Source organism: Alkalilimnicola ehrlichii MLHE-1 (assembly GCF_000014785.1).
Lineage (GTDB): Bacteria > Pseudomonadota > Gammaproteobacteria > Nitrococcales > Halorhodospiraceae > Alkalilimnicola > Alkalilimnicola ehrlichii.
Genome location: NC_008340.1, coordinates 2,917,074 through 2,938,851 on the forward strand (window position 1 = coordinate 2,917,074; position 21,778 = coordinate 2,938,851).

General features: G+C 69.3%; 20 protein-coding genes. 13 read left to right on the forward strand and 7 right to left on the reverse strand.

Annotation, left to right across the window (positions count from 1 at the left end):
- The first annotated feature begins 78 nt into the window (after window positions 1-78).
- The 6 genes from gcvT to MLG_RS13040 all read left to right on the forward strand — a co-directional run bounded on the left by gcvT (window position 79) and on the right by MLG_RS13040 (window position 5,435).
- Window positions 79-1,173, forward strand: coding sequence for a glycine cleavage system aminomethyltransferase GcvT (gcvT, locus tag MLG_RS13015; protein ID WP_011630309.1), 1,095 nt, complete (start codon window positions 79-81; stop codon window positions 1,171-1,173).
- Window positions 1,174-1,251: 78 nt separating this feature from the next.
- Window positions 1,252-1,644, forward strand: a complete 393-nt coding sequence (gene gcvH, locus MLG_RS13020; RefSeq protein WP_011630310.1) for a glycine cleavage system protein GcvH — start codon at window positions 1,252-1,254, stop codon at window positions 1,642-1,644.
- A 5-nt stretch (window positions 1,645-1,649) separates the two neighbouring features.
- Window positions 1,650-3,032: an aminomethyl-transferring glycine dehydrogenase subunit GcvPA gene (gene gcvPA, locus MLG_RS13025; protein ID WP_011630311.1), complete on the forward strand. Its 1,383-nt coding sequence runs from the start codon at window positions 1,650-1,652 to the stop codon at window positions 3,030-3,032.
- 16 nt (window positions 3,033-3,048) lie between these two features.
- Complete coding sequence (tpx, locus tag MLG_RS13030; RefSeq protein ID WP_011630312.1) at window positions 3,049-3,549, forward strand: thiol peroxidase; 501 nt, start codon at window positions 3,049-3,051, stop codon at window positions 3,547-3,549.
- 10 nt (window positions 3,550-3,559) lie between these two features.
- Complete coding sequence (gcvPB, locus tag MLG_RS13035; protein ID WP_011630313.1) at window positions 3,560-5,095, forward strand: aminomethyl-transferring glycine dehydrogenase subunit GcvPB; 1,536 nt, start codon at window positions 3,560-3,562, stop codon at window positions 5,093-5,095.
- Between the two features lie 139 nt (window positions 5,096-5,234).
- Complete coding sequence (locus MLG_RS13040) at window positions 5,235-5,435, forward strand: hypothetical protein (protein ID WP_041718073.1); 201 nt, start codon at window positions 5,235-5,237, stop codon at window positions 5,433-5,435.
- Here the strand turns inward: MLG_RS13040 and MLG_RS13045 are convergent.
- Window positions 5,408-6,295, reverse strand: a complete 888-nt coding sequence (locus MLG_RS13045) for a DMT family transporter (protein WP_011630314.1) — start codon at window positions 6,293-6,295, stop codon at window positions 5,408-5,410. The two genes, MLG_RS13040 and MLG_RS13045, sit on opposite strands and share 28 nt — an antisense overlap.
- 137 nt (window positions 6,296-6,432) lie before the next feature.
- On the opposite strand from MLG_RS13045, the gene MLG_RS13050 reads away from it, so the two are divergent.
- The 4 genes from MLG_RS13050 to MLG_RS13065 all read left to right on the forward strand — a co-directional run bounded on the left by MLG_RS13050 (window position 6,433) and on the right by MLG_RS13065 (window position 13,044).
- A complete protein-coding gene (locus MLG_RS13050; RefSeq protein WP_011630315.1) occupies window positions 6,433-7,512 on the forward strand; it encodes a tetratricopeptide repeat protein in 1,080 nt (359 codons plus the stop codon).
- Between the two features lie 54 nt (window positions 7,513-7,566).
- On the forward strand, window positions 7,567-8,958 hold the full coding sequence (locus tag MLG_RS13055; RefSeq protein ID WP_011630316.1) for a DUF4139 domain-containing protein: 1,392 nt from the start codon (window positions 7,567-7,569) through the stop codon (window positions 8,956-8,958).
- Between the two features lie 78 nt (window positions 8,959-9,036).
- The gene (locus tag MLG_RS13060) at window positions 9,037-12,531 is read left to right on the forward strand and encodes an FAD-dependent oxidoreductase (protein ID WP_011630317.1); all 3,495 of its coding nucleotides are present in this window, start codon (window positions 9,037-9,039) and stop codon (window positions 12,529-12,531) included.
- 315 nt (window positions 12,532-12,846) lie between these two features.
- The gene (locus MLG_RS13065; protein WP_011630318.1) at window positions 12,847-13,044 is read left to right on the forward strand and encodes a YgaP family membrane protein; all 198 of its coding nucleotides are present in this window, start codon (window positions 12,847-12,849) and stop codon (window positions 13,042-13,044) included.
- A 93-nt stretch (window positions 13,045-13,137) separates the two neighbouring features.
- Here MLG_RS13065 and cynS read toward each other — a convergent pair whose 3' ends face one another.
- The 5 genes from cynS to MLG_RS13090 all read right to left on the reverse strand — a co-directional run bounded on the left by cynS (window position 13,138) and on the right by MLG_RS13090 (window position 17,759).
- Window positions 13,138-13,581 carry a cyanase gene (gene cynS, locus MLG_RS13070; RefSeq protein WP_011630319.1) on the reverse strand — a complete coding sequence of 148 codons (444 nt, stop codon included), beginning with the start codon at window positions 13,579-13,581 and terminating at the stop codon, window positions 13,138-13,140.
- Between the two features lie 86 nt (window positions 13,582-13,667).
- Complete coding sequence (locus MLG_RS13075) at window positions 13,668-14,540, reverse strand: ABC transporter ATP-binding protein (RefSeq protein WP_011630320.1); 873 nt, start codon at window positions 14,538-14,540, stop codon at window positions 13,668-13,670.
- A 96-nt stretch (window positions 14,541-14,636) separates the two neighbouring features.
- Complete coding sequence (gene ntrB / locus MLG_RS13080; protein ID WP_011630321.1) at window positions 14,637-15,476, reverse strand: nitrate ABC transporter permease; 840 nt, start codon at window positions 15,474-15,476, stop codon at window positions 14,637-14,639.
- A gap of 3 nt (window positions 15,477-15,479) precedes the next feature.
- Window positions 15,480-16,907, reverse strand: coding sequence for a CmpA/NrtA family ABC transporter substrate-binding protein (locus MLG_RS13085; protein ID WP_011630322.1), 1,428 nt, complete (start codon window positions 16,905-16,907; stop codon window positions 15,480-15,482).
- A 270-nt stretch (window positions 16,908-17,177) separates the two neighbouring features.
- Complete coding sequence (locus tag MLG_RS13090) at window positions 17,178-17,759, reverse strand: ANTAR domain-containing response regulator (RefSeq protein ID WP_011630323.1); 582 nt, start codon at window positions 17,757-17,759, stop codon at window positions 17,178-17,180.
- 324 nt (window positions 17,760-18,083) lie between these two features.
- Between MLG_RS13090 and pckA the strand changes: the two genes are divergently transcribed.
- Window positions 18,084-19,676 carry a phosphoenolpyruvate carboxykinase (ATP) gene (pckA, locus tag MLG_RS13095; protein ID WP_041718075.1) on the forward strand — a complete coding sequence of 531 codons (1,593 nt, stop codon included), beginning with the start codon at window positions 18,084-18,086 and terminating at the stop codon, window positions 19,674-19,676.
- A 79-nt stretch (window positions 19,677-19,755) separates the two neighbouring features.
- On the forward strand, window positions 19,756-20,364 hold the full coding sequence (locus MLG_RS13100) for a hypothetical protein (protein ID WP_011630325.1): 609 nt from the start codon (window positions 19,756-19,758) through the stop codon (window positions 20,362-20,364).
- A 36-nt stretch (window positions 20,365-20,400) separates the two neighbouring features.
- On the opposite strand, the gene MLG_RS13105 is transcribed toward MLG_RS13100, so the two are convergent.
- Window positions 20,401-21,444: a CobW family GTP-binding protein gene (locus MLG_RS13105; RefSeq protein WP_011630326.1), complete on the reverse strand. Its 1,044-nt coding sequence runs from the start codon at window positions 21,442-21,444 to the stop codon at window positions 20,401-20,403.
- Between the two features lie 152 nt (window positions 21,445-21,596).
- Here MLG_RS13105 and MLG_RS13110 point away from each other — a divergent pair, with 152 nt between their 5' ends.
- Window positions 21,597-21,776: a ubiquitin family protein gene (locus MLG_RS13110; protein ID WP_041718076.1), complete on the forward strand. Its 180-nt coding sequence runs from the start codon at window positions 21,597-21,599 to the stop codon at window positions 21,774-21,776.
- Window positions 21,777-21,778: the final 2 nt, after the last annotated feature.

The window sequence follows — 21,778 nt, forward strand, 5'->3', positions numbered from 1 at the left end:
CCCCCCTGTTATCCCGGGCGCGGTTGGCGCTATAGTGGTCCGACCACTGACAGAGCCGGACCAGCCGCAAGGGAGCCCATGCAACGCACCCCGCTCTATCGCCGTCATCAGGAAGCCGGCGCCCGCCTGGTGGAATTTGCCGGCTGGCAGATGCCGCTGGATTACGGCTCCGCCCTGGCCGAACACCGCGCCGTGCGCGAGGACTGCGGCCTGTTCGACGTCTCCCACATGGCCATCACCGATCTCGAGGGCCAGGGGGCCCGCGACGCCCTGCGCCTGATCCTCGCCGCCGATGTGGCCCGGCTCGACGAGGCCGCCCCCGGCAAGGCCCTCTACGGTTGCCTGCTGAATGAGGCCGGCGGCATCATCGACGACCTCATCGTCTTCCGCCGCGGCGCGGAACGCTACCGCATCGTCTCCAACGCCGCCACCCGGGGCAGCGTCCAGCGCTGGCTGGAGCGGCTCACTGCGGCCTTCGGCCTGCAGCCGGAGGCTCGTACCGACCTGGCAATGATCGCGCTGCAGGGGCCGGCCGCCCCCAGTCTCATCGAACAGCTGCCGGAGGCAGCCGCCGCCGTGGGCCTGGGCGCCTTCGAGGCCCTGGATGGGGAGCGGATCTTCGTCAGCCGCACCGGCTACACCGGCGAAGACGGCTTCGAACTGATCCTGCCCGGCCCCCGGGCCAGCCAAACCTGGGACCACCTGGTGGCCGCCGGCGCCCGACCCTGCGGGCTGGCGGCCCGGGACAGCCTGCGCCTGGAGGCGGGCCTGAACCTGAACGGCCAGGACATGACCCCGGAGACCACGCCGCTGGAGTGCGGCCTGGGCTGGACCGTGCACTGGACGCCGGAGGATCGTGACTTCATCGGCCGCCATCCGCTGGAGGCCCAACGCCGGGAGGGGGCGCCATGGTGCCGGCAGGGCCTGGTCCTGCGCGAGCGCGGCGTGCCCCGCCACGGGCATGCGGTGCTGGACGCCGCCGACCGGGTGATCGGTGAGGTCACCAGCGGCGGCTGGTCGCCGGTATTGCAACGGGGCATTGCCCTGGCCCGGGTGCCCAACGGCACCGGGGGGCCGCTACGGGTCCGGGTCCGCGACCGCGCCCTGAGCGCCGAGCCGGTCCGGCCGCCCTTCGTCCGCAATGGCAAGCCGCGGGTGGACGTCCCCGACTAGCCCGCTATACAGCTAACAGGCAGGGCGGCCCGCACCGCCCTGAAACGCCCTCTCACAACCCAGGGAACGAACCAAGCCATGACCCAGGTACCAGACAACCTCAAGTACAACCGCACCCACGAGTGGACCCGCTTGGAGGACGACGGCACGCTCACCATCGGCATCACCGATCACGCCCAGAGCGAACTGGGCGATTTGGTGTTCGTGGAGACGCCCACGGTGGGGCGCCACTACGACGCCGAGGAGGCCTGCGCCGTGGTGGAATCGGTCAAGGCCGCCTCCGACATCTACGCGCCGGTGGGCGGCGAGGTGATCGAGGCCAATTCAGAGCTGCAGGACAGCCCGGAGCTGGTCAACACCGACCCCTACGGCGAGGGTTGGATCATGCGCATCCGCCCGGACGACAGCGACGACCTGGAGCAACTGCTGGACCCGGAGGACTACCAGGACCTGGTGGCCGACGAGGAGTAACGGGCGTGCCCTTTATCCCCCACACCGAGGCCGAGGTCCGCCGGATGCTGGAGGTCATCGGTGTCCGGCACCTGGACGCGCTGTTCGACGAGATCCCGGCGGCGCTGCGGGCTCCGCCGCCGCAGGGGGTGCCGGAGGGGCTACCGGAGATGGCGGTCCGGCGCATCGCCCGGCGGCGGGCGGCCCAGGACCGCCAACCGGTCTCTTTTCTCGGGGCCGGCTGCTACGAGCACCATATCCCCGCCGCCGTCTGGCAGATCGCCGCCCGCGGTGAGTTTTACAGCGCCTACACGCCCTACCAGGCCGAGGCCTCCCAGGGCACCCTGCAGGTCATCTACGAATTCCAGTCCATGCTCAGCGCCCTCACCGGCCTGGCGGTCAGCAACGCCTCGCTCTACGACGGCGCCACCGCCACCGCGGAGGCGGCGCTGATGGCCGTCCGCCAGCGCCGCCGTGACGCCGCGCATCGCGTGCTGGTGCCCCACACCCTGCACCCGCTCTACCGCCGGGTGCTGAGCACCCTGCTGGCGCCCCAGGGCATCGAGCTGACGCTGCTGGACTACGACCCCGACCAGGGGCATCTGCCGGAGCACGCCCTGGAGGGGGTGAGCGGCGGCTTCGACGCCCTGCTGTTGCCGCAGCCCAATTTCCTCGGGGTGCTGGAGCCGGTGGACACCCTCACCCGCGCCGCCCAGGCCCGCGGTGCGCTGGTGATCGGGGTGGTCAACCCCATTGCCCTGGCCCGGCTGGCACCGCCCGGTGAGTGGGGCGAGGCCGGCGCCGACATCGCCTGCGGCGAGGGGCAGCCCCTGGGCATCCCGATGAGTTCCGGTGGCCCCGGTTTCGGCTTTTTGACCTGCCGGCGCCCGCTTATGCGCCAGCTACCGGGGCGGCTGGTGGGGCGGACCGTGGACCTGGACGGCAAGCCCGGCTACACCCTCACCCTGCAGGCGCGCGAGCAGCACATCCGCCGGGGCCGTGCCACCTCCAACATCTGCACCAACCAGGGCCTGATGGCCACCGCCGCCACCCTCTACTTGGCCCTGCTGGGTCCCGACGGCCTGGAGCGGGTCGCCGACTGCTGCCTGGCCCGCACCCATGCCCTGGTGGAGGCCCTGACCGGCCTGCCGGGCGTGCAATCCGCGCTGCGCGGGCCACACTTTCATGAGGCCGTGCTGCGCCTGGACCGCCCGGTGGCCCCGGTGCTGCAGGCCCTGGAAGACCACGGCATCCTCGGCGGCCACGACCTGTCGGCGGACTATCCGGAACTGGGCAACGCCCTGCTGGTTTGCGCCACCGAGATGCGCGACGAGGTGGATATCGAGTACTACCGGGACAGCCTGGCCGCGGTGCTGAACACCCGGCCTGACCCCGTCCCCTCACCATAAGCGTAAGGAGAAGACCATGGCGACCATCACCCTGGGCGGCGAACCGATCCAGACCTGCGGCGACCTGCCGGCGGTCGGGAGCACGGCCCCCGACTTCACCCTGACCGACGTGGACCTCAAGGACGTGAGTCTCGCCGACTTCCGAGGCCGCAAGGTACTGCTCAACATCGTCCCCAGCCTGGACACCGGCGTCTGCAGCACCTCCGCCAAGAAGTTCAACGACGCCGCCAAGGAGCGCGACAACCTGGTGGCCCTGACCATCTCCGCCGACCTGCCCTTCGCCCAGAAGCGCTTCTGCGAGGCGGAGAAGATCGACCGGGTCAAGACCCTGTCGATGATGCGCGACCGCCACTTCGCAAAGGATTACGGCGTCCTGGTGGAGACCGGCCCCACCGCCGGCATCTGCGCCCGCGCGGTGGTGATCATCGATGAGCAGGGCCAGGTGCGCTACACCGAGCAGGTGCCGGAGATCAGCCAGGAGCCCGACTACGAGGCCGCCCTCAAGGCGCTGGACTGAGGGCATCACGGTGGCGACGGGGCGCGCACCGCGTGCCCCCGTCCTTCGGCCGCCCCCCAACAGGCAGGAAACCGACCCGATGCTGATCTTCGAACAGGCCCGCGAGGGCCGGCGCGCCGCCGCCCAGGCCCCTGAGCGTCCGACCCGGGTACCCGCACTGCCCGAGGCCTTCCGCCGGCGCAAGCGCCCCGCCCTGCCGGAGGTCTCGGAGCTACAGGCCGTGCGCCACTACACCCGGTTGTCGCAACTGAACTTCTCCATCGACACCCACTTTTACCCGCTCGGCTCCTGCACCATGAAGTACAACCCCCGCGGCTGCCACGCCGTGGCCAGCGAGCCGGGCTTTGCCGAGCGCCACCCGCTGGCCCCGTCCACCACCGGCCAGGGGATGATGGCCTGCCTGCACGAATTGCAGGACTGGCTCACCGCGATCACCGGCATGGGTGATACCAGCCTGGCGGCCATGGCCGGCGCCCAGGGTGAGTTCTGCGGTGTAGCCATGATCATGGCCTGGCACGCCGGGCGCGGCGACCACCAGCGGAACGAGATCCTGGTGCCCGACGCCGCCCACGGCACCAACCCGGCCACCGCCGCCCTCTGCGGCTGTACCGTACGCGAGATCCCCACGGGGCCGGACGGCGACGTGGACATGGGGGCCCTGCACGAGGCCTTGGGCCCGAGGACCGCCGGCATCATGCTCACCAATCCTTCCACGGTCGGCGTCTTTGAGCGGCGTATCCGCGAGATGGCGGACGCGGTGCACGCCGCCGGCGGGCTGCTCTATTACGACGGCGCCAACCTGAATGCCATCTTGGGCCGGGTCCGCCCCGGCGACATGGGCTTCGACGTCATGCACCTGAACCTGCACAAGACCTTCTCCACGCCCCACGGCGGCGGCGGGCCGGGGGCCGGGGCGGTCTGTGTCAGCGAGCGGCTGCGCCCCTACCTGCCGGTGCCGCAGGTGGCCCGCGAGCCGGATGGCCGCTTCCGCTGGCTGCAGGAGGGCGACCGGCCGCACACCATCGGCCGGCTGTCCGCCTTCGGCGGCAACATCGGGGTGCTGCTGCGGGCCTGGGCCTACACCCGCATGCTGGGCCGTGAGGGCCTGCCCCGGGTGGCCGATTACGCCACCCTGAACGCCAACTACCTGATGGCGCGGCTGCAGGCGGAGGGGTTTCAGGTGGCCTACCCGGAGCGGCGCGCCAGCCACGAGTTCGTGCTCACGCTGAAATCGGAGGCCCGGGAGCTCGGGGTCACCGCCCTGGACTTCAGCAAGGCGCTGCTTGATCACGGCATCCACGCCCCTACCATGTACTTCCCGATGCTCATCCCCGAGTGCCTGCTGATCGAGCCCACCGAGACCGAGAGCTTGGCGGAGCTGGATGCCTTCGTGGCCGCCATGGTGGCCATCCGCGAGGCGGCCCGGCGTGACCCCGAGCAGGTGCGCGGGGCCCCCTATCGGCTGCCTGTGCGCCGGCTGGATGAGGTGCGCGCCGCCCGTCAGCCCGACCTGGCGTGGCGGCCGGAAGCGGCCCCTGACCCCTGAGGGGCCGGCACCCCGGTTATTGCCAATTGCTATACAAAAGCGACTATTTATTATTTTTAGACCTCCCCACGCCGGTCCATCATAACGATGAGCAGACCACCCGGGTCTGACAGCGATATATCCACGGGAGGAAGCCACCATGGCCGTGCAAGCAAGGGCGATCGGTACCGATATCCAGGCGCTCGAGCGCCGGATCCACCAGCATGAACGGGCGCTGACCACCCTGCGCCTGACCCTGGCACAGGCACAGCGCCAGGACGCCGGGAACGATGACCGCCGGCCGGCCCGCCCGCAGGCGGCCGGGGGCGATTACTACGTCCTGCCGGTAGGGGTCGGTTGATGCGGCAGCCGGCGCAGCGCCAGCACGCTGTGCACGGCCAGGGTCGTTAACAGCAGGCCGCCAGCCACCAGGGTCTGGGGCGAGGGCGACTCGCCCAGCCAGGCCGCCACCCAGACCGGCGCCAGCACCATCTCCACCAGCATGAACAGGCTCACCTCCGGCGACGTGATATAGCGCGTCGCCGTGGCGAGCAGCCCCAGGGCCAGCGGCATCTGCACCAGGCCCATCAGGGCCAGCACGGCGTAGCTCTCGGCCGCCAGCCCCCAGGGGGCGGCGGAGGTCCAGGCCAGCAGGGCGGTGACCGCGCCCCCCAGCGAGACGGTGGGCAGCCGCGGCACCTGGGGAAAGCGGCGCAGCAGCGTGAAGTTGCCGCCCAGTACGATTGCCGCCCCCAGGGCGAAGGCGTCGCCCAACAGGCCGTCGCCGTCCAGCGAACCGGCGAACACCGTCCCCACCGCGATCACCGCCACCACCATGGCCACCCAGGTGTGCGCCGCCACCCCCTCGCGCAGAAACAGCCGGGTACAGGCGGCAGCGAACAGCGGCGCGATACTCAGGATCACCACCACGTTGGCCACCGCAGTGTGCATCACCGCCAGCACGAAGAGCAGGCCATTCAACCCGAACATCAGGCTGGCGCCCAGCAATGGCCCCAGCGGGGCGCGGACCGCCCGTTGCCAGCCCCCCAGCCAGCCCGCCACCACCGCCAGCGACAAGGCGATGAACACCCCGCGCCAGACCGCCACCTCCCAGGGCCCGACACCGGCCAGGCGCACCAGCAGGGCGTCGAAACTCAGCGCCAGCACCCCCGCGCCGGCAATCAGCATCCCCAGCGCCTGTCGTGACAGCCCGTCGCCCATTTCGGCGGCCCCCTGCGTTCGTCAACCGGTGATGCGCCCGCCGCGACGTGGCCGGGCTGCGACCGGATCAGTATGATGCGGGGATCAACCCGCAGCGAAAGCGAAGGACCATGATACTGCCCCTGATCCCACTGAGCATGGCCACAACACCCCCCACCGACGCCGCCGACGCCGGCCGCCACGCCTGGGAGCGCGGCGACCCCGCGGAGGCGGCCCGTCTCTGGCGCCCCGCGGCGGAACAGGGCGACCCCGATGCCCAGGTGGGCCTGGGGCTGTTGCTGGCCCACGGCGAGGGGCTGGAGCAGGACCTGGCCGCCGCCCGCCGCTGGTGGGAGCAGGCCGCCGAGAAGGACCACGCGGATGCCTGGTTCAACCTCGGCCAGATCACCGAATACGGCCTGGACGGGACCCCGGACCCGGCCCAGGCGGCGGCACTCTACCGCCGGGCCGCCGACCAGGGCCACCCCCAGGGCCTGCACGCCCTGGCCGCCCTACTGTTCCAGGGCCAGGGCGTGCCGGAGGACCCGGCCCAGGCGGTGGCCCTGTGGCGCCGGGCCGCCGAGGCCGGCCTGCCCGATGCGGAGAACAGCCTGGGGGTGGCCCACCAGATGGGCCGCGGCGTCGAGGAGGACTTCAGCGCCGCCGTGCGCCACTACCGCCGGGCCGCCGAACAGGGCCACCCGCAGGCCGCCGCCAATCTGGCCGGCCTGCTGGCCATGGGCCTGGGTGTGGCCCAGGACCCGACCGAGGCGGCGCGGTGGTGGCGCCTGGCGGCCGAGGCCGGCGACCCGGACGCCCAGGTCCAACTCGGCAACTGTTATCGCGACGGTCGCGGTGTGGCCCAGGACGACCAGGCGGCCGTGGACTGGTACTGGCGCGCCGCCCGTCAGGGCCATCCGGAGGGGCAGACCAACGTGGGCGTCATGCACGATCAGGGCCGCGGGGTGTTCAAGGACCCGGCCAAGGCCGTCAAGTGGTACCGGCTCGCCGCCGAGCAGGGCTTCCCGCCGGCGCAGTACAACCTGGCCATCATGTACTCCGAGGGACACGGGGTGGAGGAGGACAAGATCGAAGCCTGGTGCTGGTTCAGCCTGGCCGACCGCCAGGGCTACGCCCCCGCCCGCGATGCCGTGACCTGGCTCGACGAGGTCATGGACCCCATCAGCCGCGCCCGCGCCGAGGAACGTCTGCGAGTGCTGGCGGGTCAATCAGGGTAGGCCCCCGGCACCGATACGGCGCCGCCATCCCGACAGCTAAGGAGCACACCGGCCATGAACGCCTGGTCCAGCACCCTGCTTGCCACCCTGCTCGCCACCGGCCCCGCGCTGACCGCCGCCGCCCCCCCGGCGCAGGAGAGCGGCGCCGACGACCGCGAAGCCCTCTCGATCACCGTCTACCAACGCGACCTGGCCCTGGTCCGCGAGCAACGGCGGCTGGAGCTGCCGGAGGACGGCGCCCGCGTCCAGTTCACCGGTCTGCCCGGGGCCCTGGACCCGGGCAGCCTGCACCTGCGCAGCGAGACACCGTTGCGGGCCAGCGGCCTGGACTGGACCACCGGTGAGCTGGACATCGACCGGCTGCTCACCGCCCGCCGCGGTCACACCCTGACGCTGGTGCATGATGCGAGCGGTCGCCGGATCACCGGCCGACTGCTGCACAGCGACGACCGGCGGGTGCTACTGGAGACCGACCACGGCGCCGAGACGGTACCCCTGAACGATGCCTGGCGGATCCGTTTCGGCAGCCTGCCCGCCCACCTGCAGCCGCTGCCCGCCCTCACCCTCGACCTGACGCCGGACGAGGGCGGCGAGCAGCCGGTCGAACTGGCCTATCTCACCGGCGGGCTCTCCTGGTCCGCCCGCCACACCGCCACCCTGGATGAGACGGGCGAAGCGCTCCGCCTGGAGTCCCTGGCCGCCATCGACAACCGCAGCGGCGGCGACTGGCCCCAGGCCCGGCTGCAGCTGCTGGCCGGCGACACCCACGGCGATGACCGCCCGGTGCAGCCCATGGCGCTGCGCAGCCAGGCCGCCGAGGCCGCTGCGCCGGAGCGGGAGGCCCTGGCCGGCTACCACCTCTATACCCTGCCAGACCCACTCACCCTGCGTGATGGCGAGACCCGACTGGCCACCCTGGCGGCATCGCGCACTGTGCCGGTGGAGCGCCAGTGGGTGAGCCGGGGACAGGCCGGGCGACAACTGGCGGAACGGCAGCCACAGGGCGTGACCGGCCGACTGGTCTTCGACAACGGCGACCCCACATCGGGGACGCCGATGCCGGCGGGCCCGGTCCAGGTCTACGGCCCCGACCGCCATGGGGAATTGCAGTACCTGGGTGAACAGCGCATCGGCCATACGCCGGCCGGACAGACCGTGCGGCTCGATATCGGCCGCAGTTTTGACGTCACCGCGGAACGTACCCCGGTGAGCTGGCGCCGGCTGGACGAGCGCGGCGGCTTCGAGGCCGAGTGGCACCTCAGGGTGGACAACGCCGGCGAGCAGGCCGTGACGGTGCAGCTGGAGGAAGAGCTGAACGGCGACTGGCAGATCCTGGAGGAGAGCGAGGCGCACGAGCGGGTCTCGGCCCGGCTGGCGCGCTGGGCGTTGCAGGTACCCGCGGAGGGCCGGACGGAGCTGCGCTACCGGGTGGAAGTCCGCCGTTAGCCGCGTTAACCTGCGGTGTTCTGCCGCAGGGGCGCCCTGCCGGTGTCCCGGCCCCTCCACAGCACACCGCGGGTAGCCATGAACAGTCTTGACCAACACCTGGAAAGCGCCGGCCTCACCTTCGCCCGACTCCAGACCCCGGCGGGTCTGGCCGAGCTGGACCGCCGATTCCTGGACTGGCTGCGCGAGCGCGACGGCGAGCTGTGCGAACGGCTGCTCGCCCACCGTGACCGGCAGCCGGCCACCACCCCCGACTACAGCCGGCTGCTGCTGGCCGTGGCGCCCCACCTGGAGCAGTGGCTGGCGGGGCTGTTCGGCATCACCGAGGCGCTGACCCGCCGCCGGGCCACGCTCGTCGCCGACGATGTGATCATCGACTTCCGCCGCGAGTTCGTGCAGAAACGCGCACGCAGGGCCCGTCCGGAGGCTGACTTCACCACCCTCGACGAGGCGCTCCGCGAGGCCCTCCGCCAGGCCCGCCTGCCCACCGAGCAGGACGAGGAACTGGCGGTGGCCCGCTACGGCCTCAACCTGCTGGGTGACGAGGCAGGCCACGCCGAGGCCATCCGTGGCCTCGCCGAGTGGTGCGCCCGCGCCCTGGAGACCCCGGAGGGGCGTGCGCGGGTGGCCGGCTGGACCGCCTTCCGCCTGCCGCGCAAGGTGGACCACGCCCGCCTGGTGCCGCTGCGCCGGGCCGACCTGCCCGGTGCCGCCCGGCTGGCGGCCGCCACAGAACACCACCGCAGCCGCGACGGTTTCAGCCTCACCGACCCGCGCATGTCCGCCCGCGATGTGCACGCCGAGACGCACTACTGCGTGCTCTGCCACGAGCACGCCGGCGACTTCTGCTCCCGCGGTTTCCCGGAGAAGAAGAAGCAACCGGAACTGGGCTACCGGGTGGACCCGCTGGGCAACACCCTCACCGGCTGCCCGCTGGAGGAGAAGATCAGCGAGATGCACGCCCTGCGCCGGGAGGGGCGAGTGATCGCCGCCCTGGCCATGATCATGGTGGACAACCCCATGGTCCCGGCCACCGGCCACCGGATCTGCAACGACTGCATGAAGGCATGCATCTACCAGAAGCAGGATCCGGTGAACATCCCCCAGGCCGAGACCGGGGTGCTCACCGAGGTGCTGGACCTGCCCTGGGGGGTCGAACTCTACCACCTGCTGGCCCGCTGGAACCCGCTGCGTCCCCAGCAGTACCTGGAGCAGCCCCACAACGGCCGCCGGGTGCTGGTGGCCGGGATGGGCCCGGCCGGTTTCACCATGGCCCACCACCTCACCATGGCCGGCTGCAAGGTGGTCGGCATCGATGGGCTCAAGGTCGAGCCCCTGCCCGAGGACATCCTCCGCGGCCCGGTGCGCGACTGGGACCAGTTGGCCGAGGACCTGGACGAGCGCACCCTGCTCGGCTTCGGCGGGGTGGCCGAGTACGGCATCACGGTGCGCTGGGACAAGAACTTCCTCAAGCTCATCTACCTCACCCTGGCCCGGCGCCAGACCTTCAGCGTCCACGGCGGCGTGCGCCTGGGCGGCACCCTCACCCTGGAGGACGCCTGGGAACAGGGCTTTGACCACGTCTGCGTCGCCACCGGCGCCGGCTACCCGCGGGTCATCCCCATGGGCAACTCGCTCGCCCGCGGCATGCGCCAGGCCAACGACTTCCTGATGGCCCTGCAACTCACCGGCGCCGGCAAGATGAGCTCCATCGCCAACCTCCAGGTACGCCTGCCGGCGGTGGTCATCGGTGGCGGGCTCACCGGCGTGGACACCGCCACCGAGGTGCAGGCCTACTACATCCGCCAAGTGGAAAAGGTGCTCTGGCGCTACGAGACCCTGGTGGCCGAACGCGGCGAGGCGCGCGTGCGCGACCGGTTGAACGACGAGGATCAGGCCATCCTGGATGAGTTCCTGGCCCACGGCCGAGCGGCCCGCGATGAGCGCGCGAAGGCCGCCGCCGAGGGCCGGGAACCCGACTTTATCCCGCTGATCCAGAAGTGGGGCGGGGTGACCATCGCCTACCGCAAGGGCATGAACGCCTCGCCCGCCTACACCCGCAACCACGAGGAGTTGCGGGCGGCCACCGAGGAGGGGCTCTACTACGCCGAGGGCCTGGACCCCATCCACGCCCGGCTGGACGAGCACCACCACATCCGCAGCCTGGTTTGCCGACAGATGAAGCACGATGCCGGCCGCTGGTTCACTACCAGCCACGAGGTGGAACTGCCCGCCCGCTCGGTCTTCGTGGCCGCCGGCACCGTACCCAACACCATCTACGAACACGAGCACCCGGGCAGCCTGGAGCTGGAGGGCAACCACTACCGGCCCCACGCCTTTCACAACGAGGGCCTGCAACCGGTGCAGACCGCCGAGCACGTCAAGTCGCCGGAGGCGGGTCCCTTCACCGGCTACCGCCATCAGGGGCGCACGGTCACCTTCCTGGGCGACACCCACCCGGTCTACCAGGGCAGCGTGGTGAGGGCCATCGCCTCGGCCCACGACAGCTGGCCGGAGGTGATGAAGGCCCTGGACAGCCTGCCGGCTCGGGTGCCCAACCCGGACCCCCACGCCTTCCAGCGCCGTGTCGCCGACCTGCTGAGCGCGGAGGTGGTCTCGGTGAACCGGGACAACCCGGCGGTCACCGAGATCTGGGTGCGCGCCCCGGCTGCCGCCCGGCGTTTCCGCCCCGGGCAATTCTTCCGGCTGCAGACCTACGAGAGCCACTCCCCGCTGGTGGCCGGCACCCGGCTCCAGGTCCCGCTGCTCACCGTCTCGGGCACCGGCATCGACGGCGACTGCATCCGCCTGATGGTCTTCCAGTGGGGGGCCGGCCCGCGCATCGCCGGCCGGCTCCGGCCCGGTGACCCGGTGGTACTGATGGGCCCCACCGGTGCCCCCACCGATATCCCCAGCGGCGAGACGGTGCTGGTGGTGGCCGGGCGCTGGGGCGCGGCGGTGATGCACGACATCGGCTCAGCCCTGCGCGCCGCCGGCAACCGGGTGCTCTACCTGGCCGCCTTCGGCTCGCCCCGCGATGTGGACCACCAGGGGGAGCTGGAGGCCGGTGCCGACCAGATCATCTGGTGCACCGCCGGTGAGGCGCTGATTGAGGCCCGCCGCCCGGGGGACTGCGCGGTGCAGGCCACCGACATGCTGGATGTGCTGCGCCGGTACGCCGACGGCGAGATCCGCCCGGTCGAGGGCCGCGGCCTGCCGCTCTCCTCGGTGGACCGCATCCTGGTAATGGGCGGCACCGGGCTGCTCAAGGGCTTCCAGGCCGCCCTGGGTGACCACCTGGGCGGCCGCCTCGCCCCCGGGGTCCAGGCCCACGGCACCGTGGGCAGCCCGATGCAGTGCATGCTCAAGGGCGTCTGTGCCCAGTGCCTGCAGTGGCAGCTCGACCCGGAAACCGGCAAACGCACCCGCCCGGTCTTCTCCTGCGCCGAACAGGACCAGCCCCTGGCCTGGATCGACCTGGACAACCTGGCCGCCCGCCAGCAGCAGAACCGCCTGCTGGACCAGCTCACCGGCCAATGGGTGGACCACGTGCTGGCCCGAGCTGACGACTGACGGACGGCGGTGCGCCGGCGGGGGCGGATTACGGTTCAGGCCGACTTTTGCCCACCGAGCAACGCAGGGAAAAATCGGATGAAGCGCGTGCCTGTTCGAGCGAAGCGAGTTCACGCGCGCCGATTTTTCCCGAGTAGCGCAGGGTACCCGAAGGGTGCGCAATCGGAGGCCTGAACCGTAATCCGCCCCCGCCGGCGCACCGCCGTCCGTCACCCCCTATTTCCTACGGTGTCAGCGGGCTTGAAAAGCCGGCCGGAAAAGCGCAGGCTGATACAATCTTTTAATTGAATACATCCCCCAACTGGAGGTCTCCGTATGAACCTGAAACAGAACATGGGCACCGTGGACCGTGCCCTCCGCGCCATCGTCGGCGTCATCCTGCTGGCGCTGGTCTTCGTCGGTCCGCAGACCCCTTGGGGCCTGATCGGTATCATCCCGCTGGCCACCGCCGCCATCGGCTGGTGCCCCGTCTACCTGCCCCTGGGCCTCAGCACCTGCGGCAAGAAGACCTGACCGCCGGCCGCTGACGGCAGTGCCAACCGAATAACGCCCGGGGGCCCAAAAGGCCGTCGGGCGTCATTTCTTCACCGTCGACAACCGCAGCCTTCACCAGCGTTTGTAGGGCAGGAACTTCCCGTTCAGGGTGAGCACCACCCGATCGCCCTTCGGGTCCTCGACCTTGTCCACCTCCATGGTGAAGTCGATGGCACTCATGATGCCGTCACCGAACTTCTCCTGGATCACCTGCTTCAGGGTCTCGCCGTAGACCATCACCACCTCGTTCAGACGATAGACCAGCGGGTCGGAGAGCATCTCTTGGTAGCGCTGGCCCTTCTCCGGGTAGACCTGCAACGCCGCCCCCACCTCACCGGGCAGCCCCAGCACGCCGCAGAGCTTTTCGGCCGGATCGGCCAGCAGGCTGTTCTCTCCCAGGCAGGCGGAACAGATGAAGACCGGCGACAGGCCCGTGGCCTCCCCGATGGCCTCCCAGCTCATGCCTTTGAACTGCTTGGCGGCCAGGATCGCTTCACGCATTTCTGCCTTGTTCATGGTTGTCATCCTCTTGAAGGTCAAAGGTTAGGGCACACGGCTACGCCGCGCTCAAGGTAGTACTCACCTGCCGTGGCAGGTGCGGTTCAGCCATTCACAACCCGCTTTCCGGGCTCCGGTTCCTCGCCGACATTGACCTCGGCCGCCTTGCGGGTGCCGCTCTGCCCCTGCAGTTCCCGGGAGCGCCGGACCAGGAAGTCGACCAAGTGGTTGCGGGTCGGGTAGTAGTTGGGGTGCTCGATGATGGAGGTCCGGTCCCGCGGCCGGGGGATATCCACCTTCACCGCCTCGGCCACGTGGGCCTCCGGGCCGTTGGTCATCAGCAGGATGCGGTCGGAGAGCAGGATGGCCTCGTCCACGTCGTGGGTGATCATGAACACCGTCTGCCCGGAGTCGCTCCAGATCCGCAGCAACTCGTCCTGGATGGTGCCCCGGGTCAGGGCGTCCAGGGCGCCGAAGGGCTCGTCCATGAGCAGCAGCTTGGGTTCGATGGCGAAGGCGCGGGCGATACCCACCCGCTGGCGCATGCCGCCGGAAAGCTCCGCCGGGCGCCGGGTCTCACTGCCCTCCAGCCCCACGAGCCGGATGTACTTCATGGCGTGCTCACGCACCTGCTGACGGCTCCAGCCCGGCCAGCGGGCCTGGGTGGCAAACACCACGTTGGCCAGGGCGCTCTTCCAGGGCAGCAGGCTGTGGTTCTGGAAGATCACCCCCCGGTCCAGGCTCGGGCCCTTCACTTCCTTGCCGTCCATGAAGACGTTGCCGTCGGTGGCCTCGTCCAGGCCCGCCAGCACGTTCAGGATGGTGGACTTGCCGCAGCCGGAGTGGCCGATGACACAGATGAACTCGCCCTTCTCGATGTTGAAGTCCACCCCGTCAAAGACGGTAAGCGGGTCCCCGCCGCGGGCAGCGGGGAAGGTCTTCTTGAGGCTTTCCACCTCGAGGAATGCATGACTCATAGGGTCTCTCCCGGGGCAGCCCCCGGCGCTCGGCCGGGGGCGCATTGCCCACAGTGACGTTGTACGCGGATGCCTGAATTCAGTGAATGCACGGGCTCATTCGGCGTACTGCACGGCCCGGGTGGCCATGGCCAGCATGCTGTCCAGGATCATGCCGACGATCCCGATCATGAGCACCGCGAAGATCACGCTGGTCAGATCCAGGTTGTTCCACTGGTTCCAGACGAAGTAGCCGACGCCGGTTCCACCGACGAGCATCTCGGCGGCCACGATGACCAGCCAGGAGATCCCGATGGCAATGCGCATGCCGGTGAGGATGGTGGGTGCGGCGGCCGGCAGGATCACCGAGAAGGCGGTTTTCACCGGCGAGAGCTGCAGCGTGCGCGCCACGTTCAGCAGGTCCTTCTTGACCCCCGCCACCCCGAAGGCGGTATTCACCAGGATGGGCCAGACGGAACAGATGAAGATGACGAAGATCGCCGACTGCACCGAGTCCTGGATGATGTAGAGCGCCAGGGGCATCCAGGCCAGCGGCGAGATGGGCCGCAGCACCTGGATGTAGGGGTTAAGCGCCTTCTGCATCACCGGCGACATGCCCACCACGAAGCCCAGCGGGATGGCCACCAGCACCGCCAGCCCGTAGCCGGCCAGCACCCGGCCTATGGAGTGGGCCAGTTGGGTGCCGATGCCCTTGTCGTTGCTGCCCCGGTCGTAGAAGGGGTCAGAGAGCTCCGTCACCGCCAGGCTCAACACCTCCGACGGCGCCGGGATGTTGCTGCTGGAAGCGCTGCCCGCGCCGGTGAGCATTTCGTACTCGCTGAGCTCCTCCTGCCCGGGAACCAGGGTGCCACCCACGCTCCACTCCCAGATGCCCAATATCACCACGAGCATGGCGAGGCTGAGGACGACGGCCTTGAGGTTCTCGCGACTCAACATGGCTTACGACCTCCGTATCTCGAAGCTGTCCACGTAGGCCTCCGGCTGCTCAGGGTCGAACGCCTTGCCCATGATCATGTGGCTCTTGTAGGTGACCTCCGGCGGCTCGTAGCCCAGCTCGCGCATGAGTTTGCCGCAGTCGGTGGCCAGGTAGACCTCTTCGGCGATGCCCTTGTAGTCCACGTCGCCGTCCACGTAACCCCAGCGCTTCATCTGGGTCATGATCCACACCGCCATGGAGTGCCAGGGGAAGGGGTCGAAGTCGATCCGGTCCGGGTCCTCCTTGACGTTGCCCAGCCCGTCGGCGTAGCGGCCAGTCAGCACCTGCTGAATCACCGATACCGGCTGGTTCAGGTAGTTGCGCGGGGCGATGGCCTCGGAGATCTCGGCCCGGTTCTCGTGCTCGGAGGCATAGTGGGTGGCGTCCACGATGGCCTTGAACAGGGCACCGAAGCTGTTCGGGTACTCCTCGGCAAAGGCGCGGCTGGTGGCGAAGGCGCAGCAGGGGTGGCCGTCCCAGATCTCCTTGGTGAGCAGGTGGATGAAACCCACCTCCTCCCAGACCGCCCGCTGGTTGAAGGGGTCGGGGGCCAGGTAGCCGTCCACGTTGCCGGCGCGCAGGTTGGCCACCATCTCCGGCGGCGGCAGCACGCGAATCTGGATATCCCGGTCCGGGTCCAGGCCGTGCTCGGCGACGTAGTAGCGCAGCAGGAAGTTGTGCATGGAGAAGTCGAAGGGCACGGCGAAGCGGAAGCCCTTCCACTGGCTGGGGTCGCGCTTGTCCTTGTGCTTGTTGTGCAGGGTGATGGCCTGGCCGTTGATGTTCTCCACCGCCGGCATGATGAAGGGCATGCTCGACGAGCCGGTGCCCATGGTCATGGCCAGGGGCATGGGGGTGAGCATGTGGGAGGCGTCGTACTCCCGGTTCATGGACATATCCCGGGCCACCGCCCAGCCGGCGGTGGAGCGCAGGTCCACGTTCAGCCCGTAGCGCTCGTAGAAGCCCATGGGGTGGGCCATGATGATGGGCGTGGCGCAGGTGATGGGCACAAAGCCCACGGTCAGGTCGCGCTTCTCGGGGTCACCCAGGTTGTCCTTGAGCATGGCCTTGGCCGCATCCAGCGGGAATATGGAGCCCACCGCCGCAGCAAAGGTGCCGGCGCCCACCGCCTTCAGGAAGAAACGCCGGCTGGCGTCGTGGTGACCGAACAGGGCACGCACCACCGCGCTCTCCACGGCCCGGTCGAACATGGCCTCTTTGTCGACGCCCTGCTTCGCGGCCAGCATCTGGTTGGCGTCCTGCTCCGCTGGGGCGGCCCCGTGGTCGTGCTGGGCATGTTCGCCGCCACCGCAGCTGGAGCAGGTGCAGCCCGCTCCGTGGCGCAGGTCCGCCTCCGGGTTGAACGGGTCGTTGAGTGATCGGTTGCTCATGGTGCTTACCTCCCGCCAATAACAAAAAAGGGCGCGGCATCGGCCGGTAGCCGACGCCAGACGCCCTTGCCTGGAAAGCCTGTTTCAGTGCCTGCCACCACCCGCCGTTGGGTGTCGCGCTGCGACGGACAGGGCACTGATGTCAGTGATGTATATTCAATTCGCGTGCCAGATTTGGCTTTTACCGTTGAAACAACGTGTTACGAAATAGCTTGACACCCCGTGGCGGGGCAACTGCACGGCATCGGTGCGGGCATGCACTGCCGCGGGTCAACCGTGGGCCAGGCCCGCGTCGACGAGCAGCCTGCGCGCCAGACGCGGAATAGGCTGCCCGCAGTTCATGGCGCGGCGGCGCAGCAGGTGGTAGGCATCGGCCTCGCCCAGCCCCTCGCGCTCCATCAGCAGGCACTTGGCCTGGTGCACATCACGCTGCTCGGCAAGCTGGCGGCGAGTGTCCGCCAGCTCGCGGGTCAACCCCTGAAAGCGCTCGTACTGCCGGATGGCCAGGCGGATCGCCCCTTGCACCCCTTCGCGCGGCACGCCCCCCACGGCGTAGGCACTGAGCCCCGCCGCCGCGGCTGTGCTCATCAATTCCGGGTCGTGATGAACGGAGCCGTTCATCACCGGCCCCGGGTACCGCCCCCCGCGGCTGCACAGCCCCTCCAGGGTGTCGCGTTTGCCCGATCCCGCTTCGGTGATGATCACCTCCGGCTCCTCGTCGAGCACCCGCTGGTAAAGGTCATCCGCGCCCTGCACGGTGGCCACCACGGTAAAGCCCGCCACCTGCAGTGACTCCTCGAGCCAGGCCGAACGCTCCGGCGAATCATCGACCAGCATGACTTTGGTGACCATGAGCAACTCCAGGGGCTGAGCCCGTCAGCAATGATGCAGCGCAAAATAATACAAGGTGCGTGCCACTGCCCGGGCCTGGCGGTAAAACAGGGAGTTGCATGAATCCGGCGAGGGTCGACGGCGCGTGTCGCGCACGCCGGTGGTGCGCACACTGTTGTCGGGGTCTCAGTGGCGCACCAAAGTGGACGGTGCGGCAATAGGAATCGTCACCGGGGGGCGGCATAAAGAGTCATCCCGCGGTAACATAAACGGATACACCGCCCGATCATGAATACGACTCTAAATGGGCAGCCCGACACCCCCCAAAAAACGAGGAGCTTGCACGTGACGTTCTCCCTGGCAAAGCACGGCATCGAGGTGGCGGAAGTCCTGCGCAACCCCGCCCCGGCGCGGCTCTATGAAGAGGCCCTGGCCCACGAGAAGGGCTCGGCCATCTCTTCCACCGGCGCGCTGATCGCCCGCTCCGGCGAAAAGACCGGACGCAGCCCCAAGGACAAACGGGTGGCCCACCACCCGGAGGTCACCGACGATGTCTGGTGGGGGGACGTGAACATCGAAATGGAACCGGACAGCTTCGATGCCCTGCAGCAGCAGGCGGTGAACTATCTGAACACCCGTGACCGACTCTATGTGATCGACGCCTACGCCGGTTGGGACCCACGTTACCGGGTGAAGGTAAGGGTGATTTGCGAGCGGGCCTACCACGCCCTGTTCATGCACAACATGCTGATCCGGCCCAACCGGGAGGAGCTGGCCGATTTCGGCGAGCCCGATTACACCATCTACAACGCCGGCCGGTTGGCGGCCAACCAGGAGCTCCCCGGCGTCACCTCCAGCACCAGCGTCAGCCTCTGCCTGAGCCGGGGTGAGTTCGTGATCCTGGGTACGGAATACGCCGGCGAGATGAAAAAGGGCGTGTTCACCATCATGAACTACATCATGCCCAAGCAGGGCGTGCTCTCCATGCACTGCTCGGCCAACGAGGGGCATGACGGTGATGTCTCGGTCTTCTTCGGCCTGTCGGGCACCGGCAAGACCACCCTGTCGGCCGACCCGCGCCGCCGGCTGATCGGCGACGATGAGCACTGCTGGACCGACGAGGGGGTGTTCAACATCGAGGGCGGCTGCTACGCTAAGGCCATCGGCCTGGACCCGCGCGCCGAGCCCGAGATCTACAACGCCATCCGCTTCGGCGCCGTGCTGGAGAACGTGGTCTACGACCCGGTCACCCGGGAGGTGGACTACCACGACGGGTCCATCACCGAGAACACCCGCTGCTCCTACCCCATCGAGTTCATCCCCAACGCCCGGCTGCCCTGCGTGGGGGGGACCCCGAAGAACGTCATCTTCCTGACCTGTGACGCCTTCAGCGTGCTGCCGCCGGTGAGCAAACTTACCCCGGCCCAGGCCATGTACCACTTCATCAGCGGTTACACTGCCAAGGTGGCGGGCACGGAGATGGGGGTCACCGAACCCCAGGCCACCTTCTCCGCCTGCTTCGGTGCTCCCTTCCTGGTGCTGCACCCGACCCACTACGCGGAACTGCTGGCCGAGAAGATCCGCGCCACCGGTGTCCAGGTCTGGCTGGTGAACACCGGCTGGACTGGCGGCCCCTACGGCGAGGGCCGCCGCATGAGCCTGGCCCACACCCGCGCCATCATCGACGCCATCCATGACGGCTCGCTGAAGGACCAGGAGACCGTGACCGACCCCACCTTCGGTGTGCAGGTGCCCCTGCAGTGCCACGGCGTGCCGGACGAGGTGCTGATCCCGGCGAAGACCTGGGCCGACCCGGCCGCCTATGAGGAGATGGCCCAGCACCTGGCCGGGCTGTTCCACAAGAACTTCCAGGCCTACGCCGACCAGGCCAGCCCGGAGATCGTGGCCGCCGCGCCGCGGGTGGGCGAAATGGCCTAACCGGGCTGACTATTTCGCCCCCTCCGTCGGCGGTGGCATTGCTAGACTGCCGGTAACGGACCCGACGGAGGGTGGCGGAGTGAATGAGACCCCCAGGGATGCGCCGGAGAATCAGCACGAAGAACGGCTGTACCGGGAGTATGTCCGGCTGTCCGAATGCTGCAACAATTACATCCGGGACGCCCTTTCCGATATCAAGCTGCTGGGCGGCATAGGCGCGGTATTGGCCTGGGACCCGGTGGCCCGGATGCTGGAACTCAATGCACGGCTCGACCAGCCGGTCACCCCGGTGGGGTTCACCACCCTGCTGCTGGTGGTCATGTTCGTGATGTTCTACAATCTGATGAAGCAGTCGATCTTTTTCTTCCATCAGGCGCGGATGCGCCGGTTCGAGGCCCGTCTCAACGCGCTCCACGCCGACTCCGAACCGATCTTCGCGTTGGCCACCGCCTGGCCGGACTGGCAGCGCCGGGTGCATGACCGGGTCGCGGTGCCCACCTTTCTGATCTTCTACACCATTCTGATCGGTTTCCCGACCACGCTGATGGTGCTCCAGGGCTTCGATTACTGGGCGGTCTTCTACGCCGTGCTCGCCGTGCTGTTGGCAACGGGCCATCTGGTCAGCGTGCTGCACTTGGTCCGCAGCCTCGAGCGCGACGCCCGTCAGCCCCACCCACCGCCGGGGTAAGGCGCGGGTCGTCCCCTCCGCCGGGCGAGCAACGCCTCAGGGCAGCAACCCGGCACGCAGGGCGCGGTCCAGCGCCTCCAGGTCGGTGCCTGTCTCCGCCGGCTGGATCACCTCCAGCCGCGGCCGGCCGCCGCCGGCAGGGGGGCCGCCCGGCGACAGACCCCCTTCCCCCGCCACCCGGTTGATGTGCTGCCAACCCGCCTGCGTGGGTACGATGCCTTTGACCCGCTCTGCCGACAAGCCATCGACCAAATCCACCAAGGTCGGGTGATCGAGACGGGCGCCCGCAGGCAGTAGCCAACTCCGTCCCACAAAGCCGTCCGCCTGCCGGTCGATGACCACCCAGTCATCCGGCGCCGCCTCGGACGCACCGTGGCGGTGCTCGTGGTGGTGATGACCGCCGGTGCGGGTGGCCTGTTGGGCCTGAAAGGCCTGCACCTCCGGGAACAGCGCACCACCGCGATCCAGGCGCGGCCGGTCCAGCAGCGGCGGGGCGACCCTCCCCTGGCGGGTCTCGATGACCCGGGGCCGCGGTGCCGGCCGGCCCGCCACAAAGTTCTGCAGTGCAGTATGATCAGCCTCGCTGTAGAGGTCCGCCTTATTGGCGAGCAGGACATCCGCCAGGTGGATCTGATCATTCCAATTGGGGTGCTCGCGATGGCGGATCGAGGCCAGGTGGCGGGCGTCCATCAGGGTGACGGTGGCGCGCAGATCGAGGCGCTGGTCATAGGGCGGTGCCGTCAGGGTGCGGATGATCTCCGCCGGATGGCCCAGCCCGGTGGGCTCGATCAGGATGCGATCCGGCCGGGCGTGACGGATCAGCCGATCCAGCCCCACGGTGAACAGCCGGGCTGAGACACAGCACAGGCAGCCGCCGGGGATCTCCTCCAGCGCCACCCCGGTGTCCTCCAGCAGGCCGCCGTCCACGCCGATCTCCCCAAACTCGTTGACCAGCACCGCCCAGCGCTCGCCCTGTGGCCGCCCCGCCAGCAGCCCCCGGATGGTGGTGGTCTTGCCCACCCCCAGGAAGCCGGTGATGAGATTGGTCCTGATCAGCGGTCCGCCGCCGGTAACGGTCATGCCCTCCTCCCTTCGTTCCGCCTGCACCTGCGCCCATTACACCACAGCCCCGGGGGCGCTGAGCGGTGGCTCCGCGCCGGCGGCCGGGGCTTGGGGGGCCGGCCGCCGGCGATACCATGGCGCCAGGGGATTGGCGGACGAGAGGCCCGGGCATGACCCATGCGGTGTTTCGCTTTTACGAGGAGCTGAACGACTTCCTGCCGCCGGAACGGCGCAAGGTGGCCTTCGATCACCCGCTGGACCGCCGGGCCGCTGTCAAGGACGTAATCGAGCGCTCGCGGCAGCGCGACGACCGGGCGCCGGGCGCGCCGCCCGCCTCCGGCGGTGGCTGACC

What these genes read in the sequence shown, in the direction of transcription:
- gcvT (WP_011630309.1), top strand. Translation starts at nt 79, where the DNA reads ATGCAACGCACCCCGCTCTATCGCCGTCATCAGGAAGCCGGCGCCCGC.
- gcvH (WP_011630310.1), top strand. Translation starts at nt 1,252, where the DNA reads ATGACCCAGGTACCAGACAACCTCAAGTACAACCGCACCCACGAGTGG.
- tpx (WP_011630312.1), top strand. Translation starts at nt 3,049, where the DNA reads ATGGCGACCATCACCCTGGGCGGCGAACCGATCCAGACCTGCGGCGAC.
- MLG_RS13040 (WP_041718073.1), top strand. Translation starts at nt 5,235, where the DNA reads ATGGCCGTGCAAGCAAGGGCGATCGGTACCGATATCCAGGCGCTCGAG.
- MLG_RS13045 (WP_011630314.1), bottom strand. Translation starts at nt 6,295, where the DNA reads ATGGGCGACGGGCTGTCACGACAGGCGCTGGGGATGCTGATTGCCGGC.
- MLG_RS13050 (WP_011630315.1), top strand. Translation starts at nt 6,433, where the DNA reads ATGGCCACAACACCCCCCACCGACGCCGCCGACGCCGGCCGCCACGCC.
- MLG_RS13055 (WP_011630316.1), top strand. Translation starts at nt 7,567, where the DNA reads ATGAACGCCTGGTCCAGCACCCTGCTTGCCACCCTGCTCGCCACCGGC.
- MLG_RS13060 (WP_011630317.1), top strand. Translation starts at nt 9,037, where the DNA reads ATGAACAGTCTTGACCAACACCTGGAAAGCGCCGGCCTCACCTTCGCC.
- MLG_RS13065 (WP_011630318.1), top strand. Translation starts at nt 12,847, where the DNA reads ATGAACCTGAAACAGAACATGGGCACCGTGGACCGTGCCCTCCGCGCC.
- cynS (WP_011630319.1), bottom strand. Translation starts at nt 13,581, where the DNA reads ATGAACAAGGCAGAAATGCGTGAAGCGATCCTGGCCGCCAAGCAGTTC.
- MLG_RS13075 (WP_011630320.1), bottom strand. Translation starts at nt 14,540, where the DNA reads ATGAGTCATGCATTCCTCGAGGTGGAAAGCCTCAAGAAGACCTTCCCC.
- ntrB (WP_011630321.1), bottom strand. Translation starts at nt 15,476, where the DNA reads ATGTTGAGTCGCGAGAACCTCAAGGCCGTCGTCCTCAGCCTCGCCATG.
- MLG_RS13085 (WP_011630322.1), bottom strand. Translation starts at nt 16,907, where the DNA reads ATGAGCAACCGATCACTCAACGACCCGTTCAACCCGGAGGCGGACCTG.
- MLG_RS13090 (WP_011630323.1), bottom strand. Translation starts at nt 17,759, where the DNA reads ATGGTCACCAAAGTCATGCTGGTCGATGATTCGCCGGAGCGTTCGGCC.
- MLG_RS13105 (WP_011630326.1), bottom strand. Translation starts at nt 21,444, where the DNA reads ATGACCGTTACCGGCGGCGGACCGCTGATCAGGACCAATCTCATCACC.
- MLG_RS13110 (WP_041718076.1), top strand. Translation starts at nt 21,597, where the DNA reads ATGACCCATGCGGTGTTTCGCTTTTACGAGGAGCTGAACGACTTCCTG.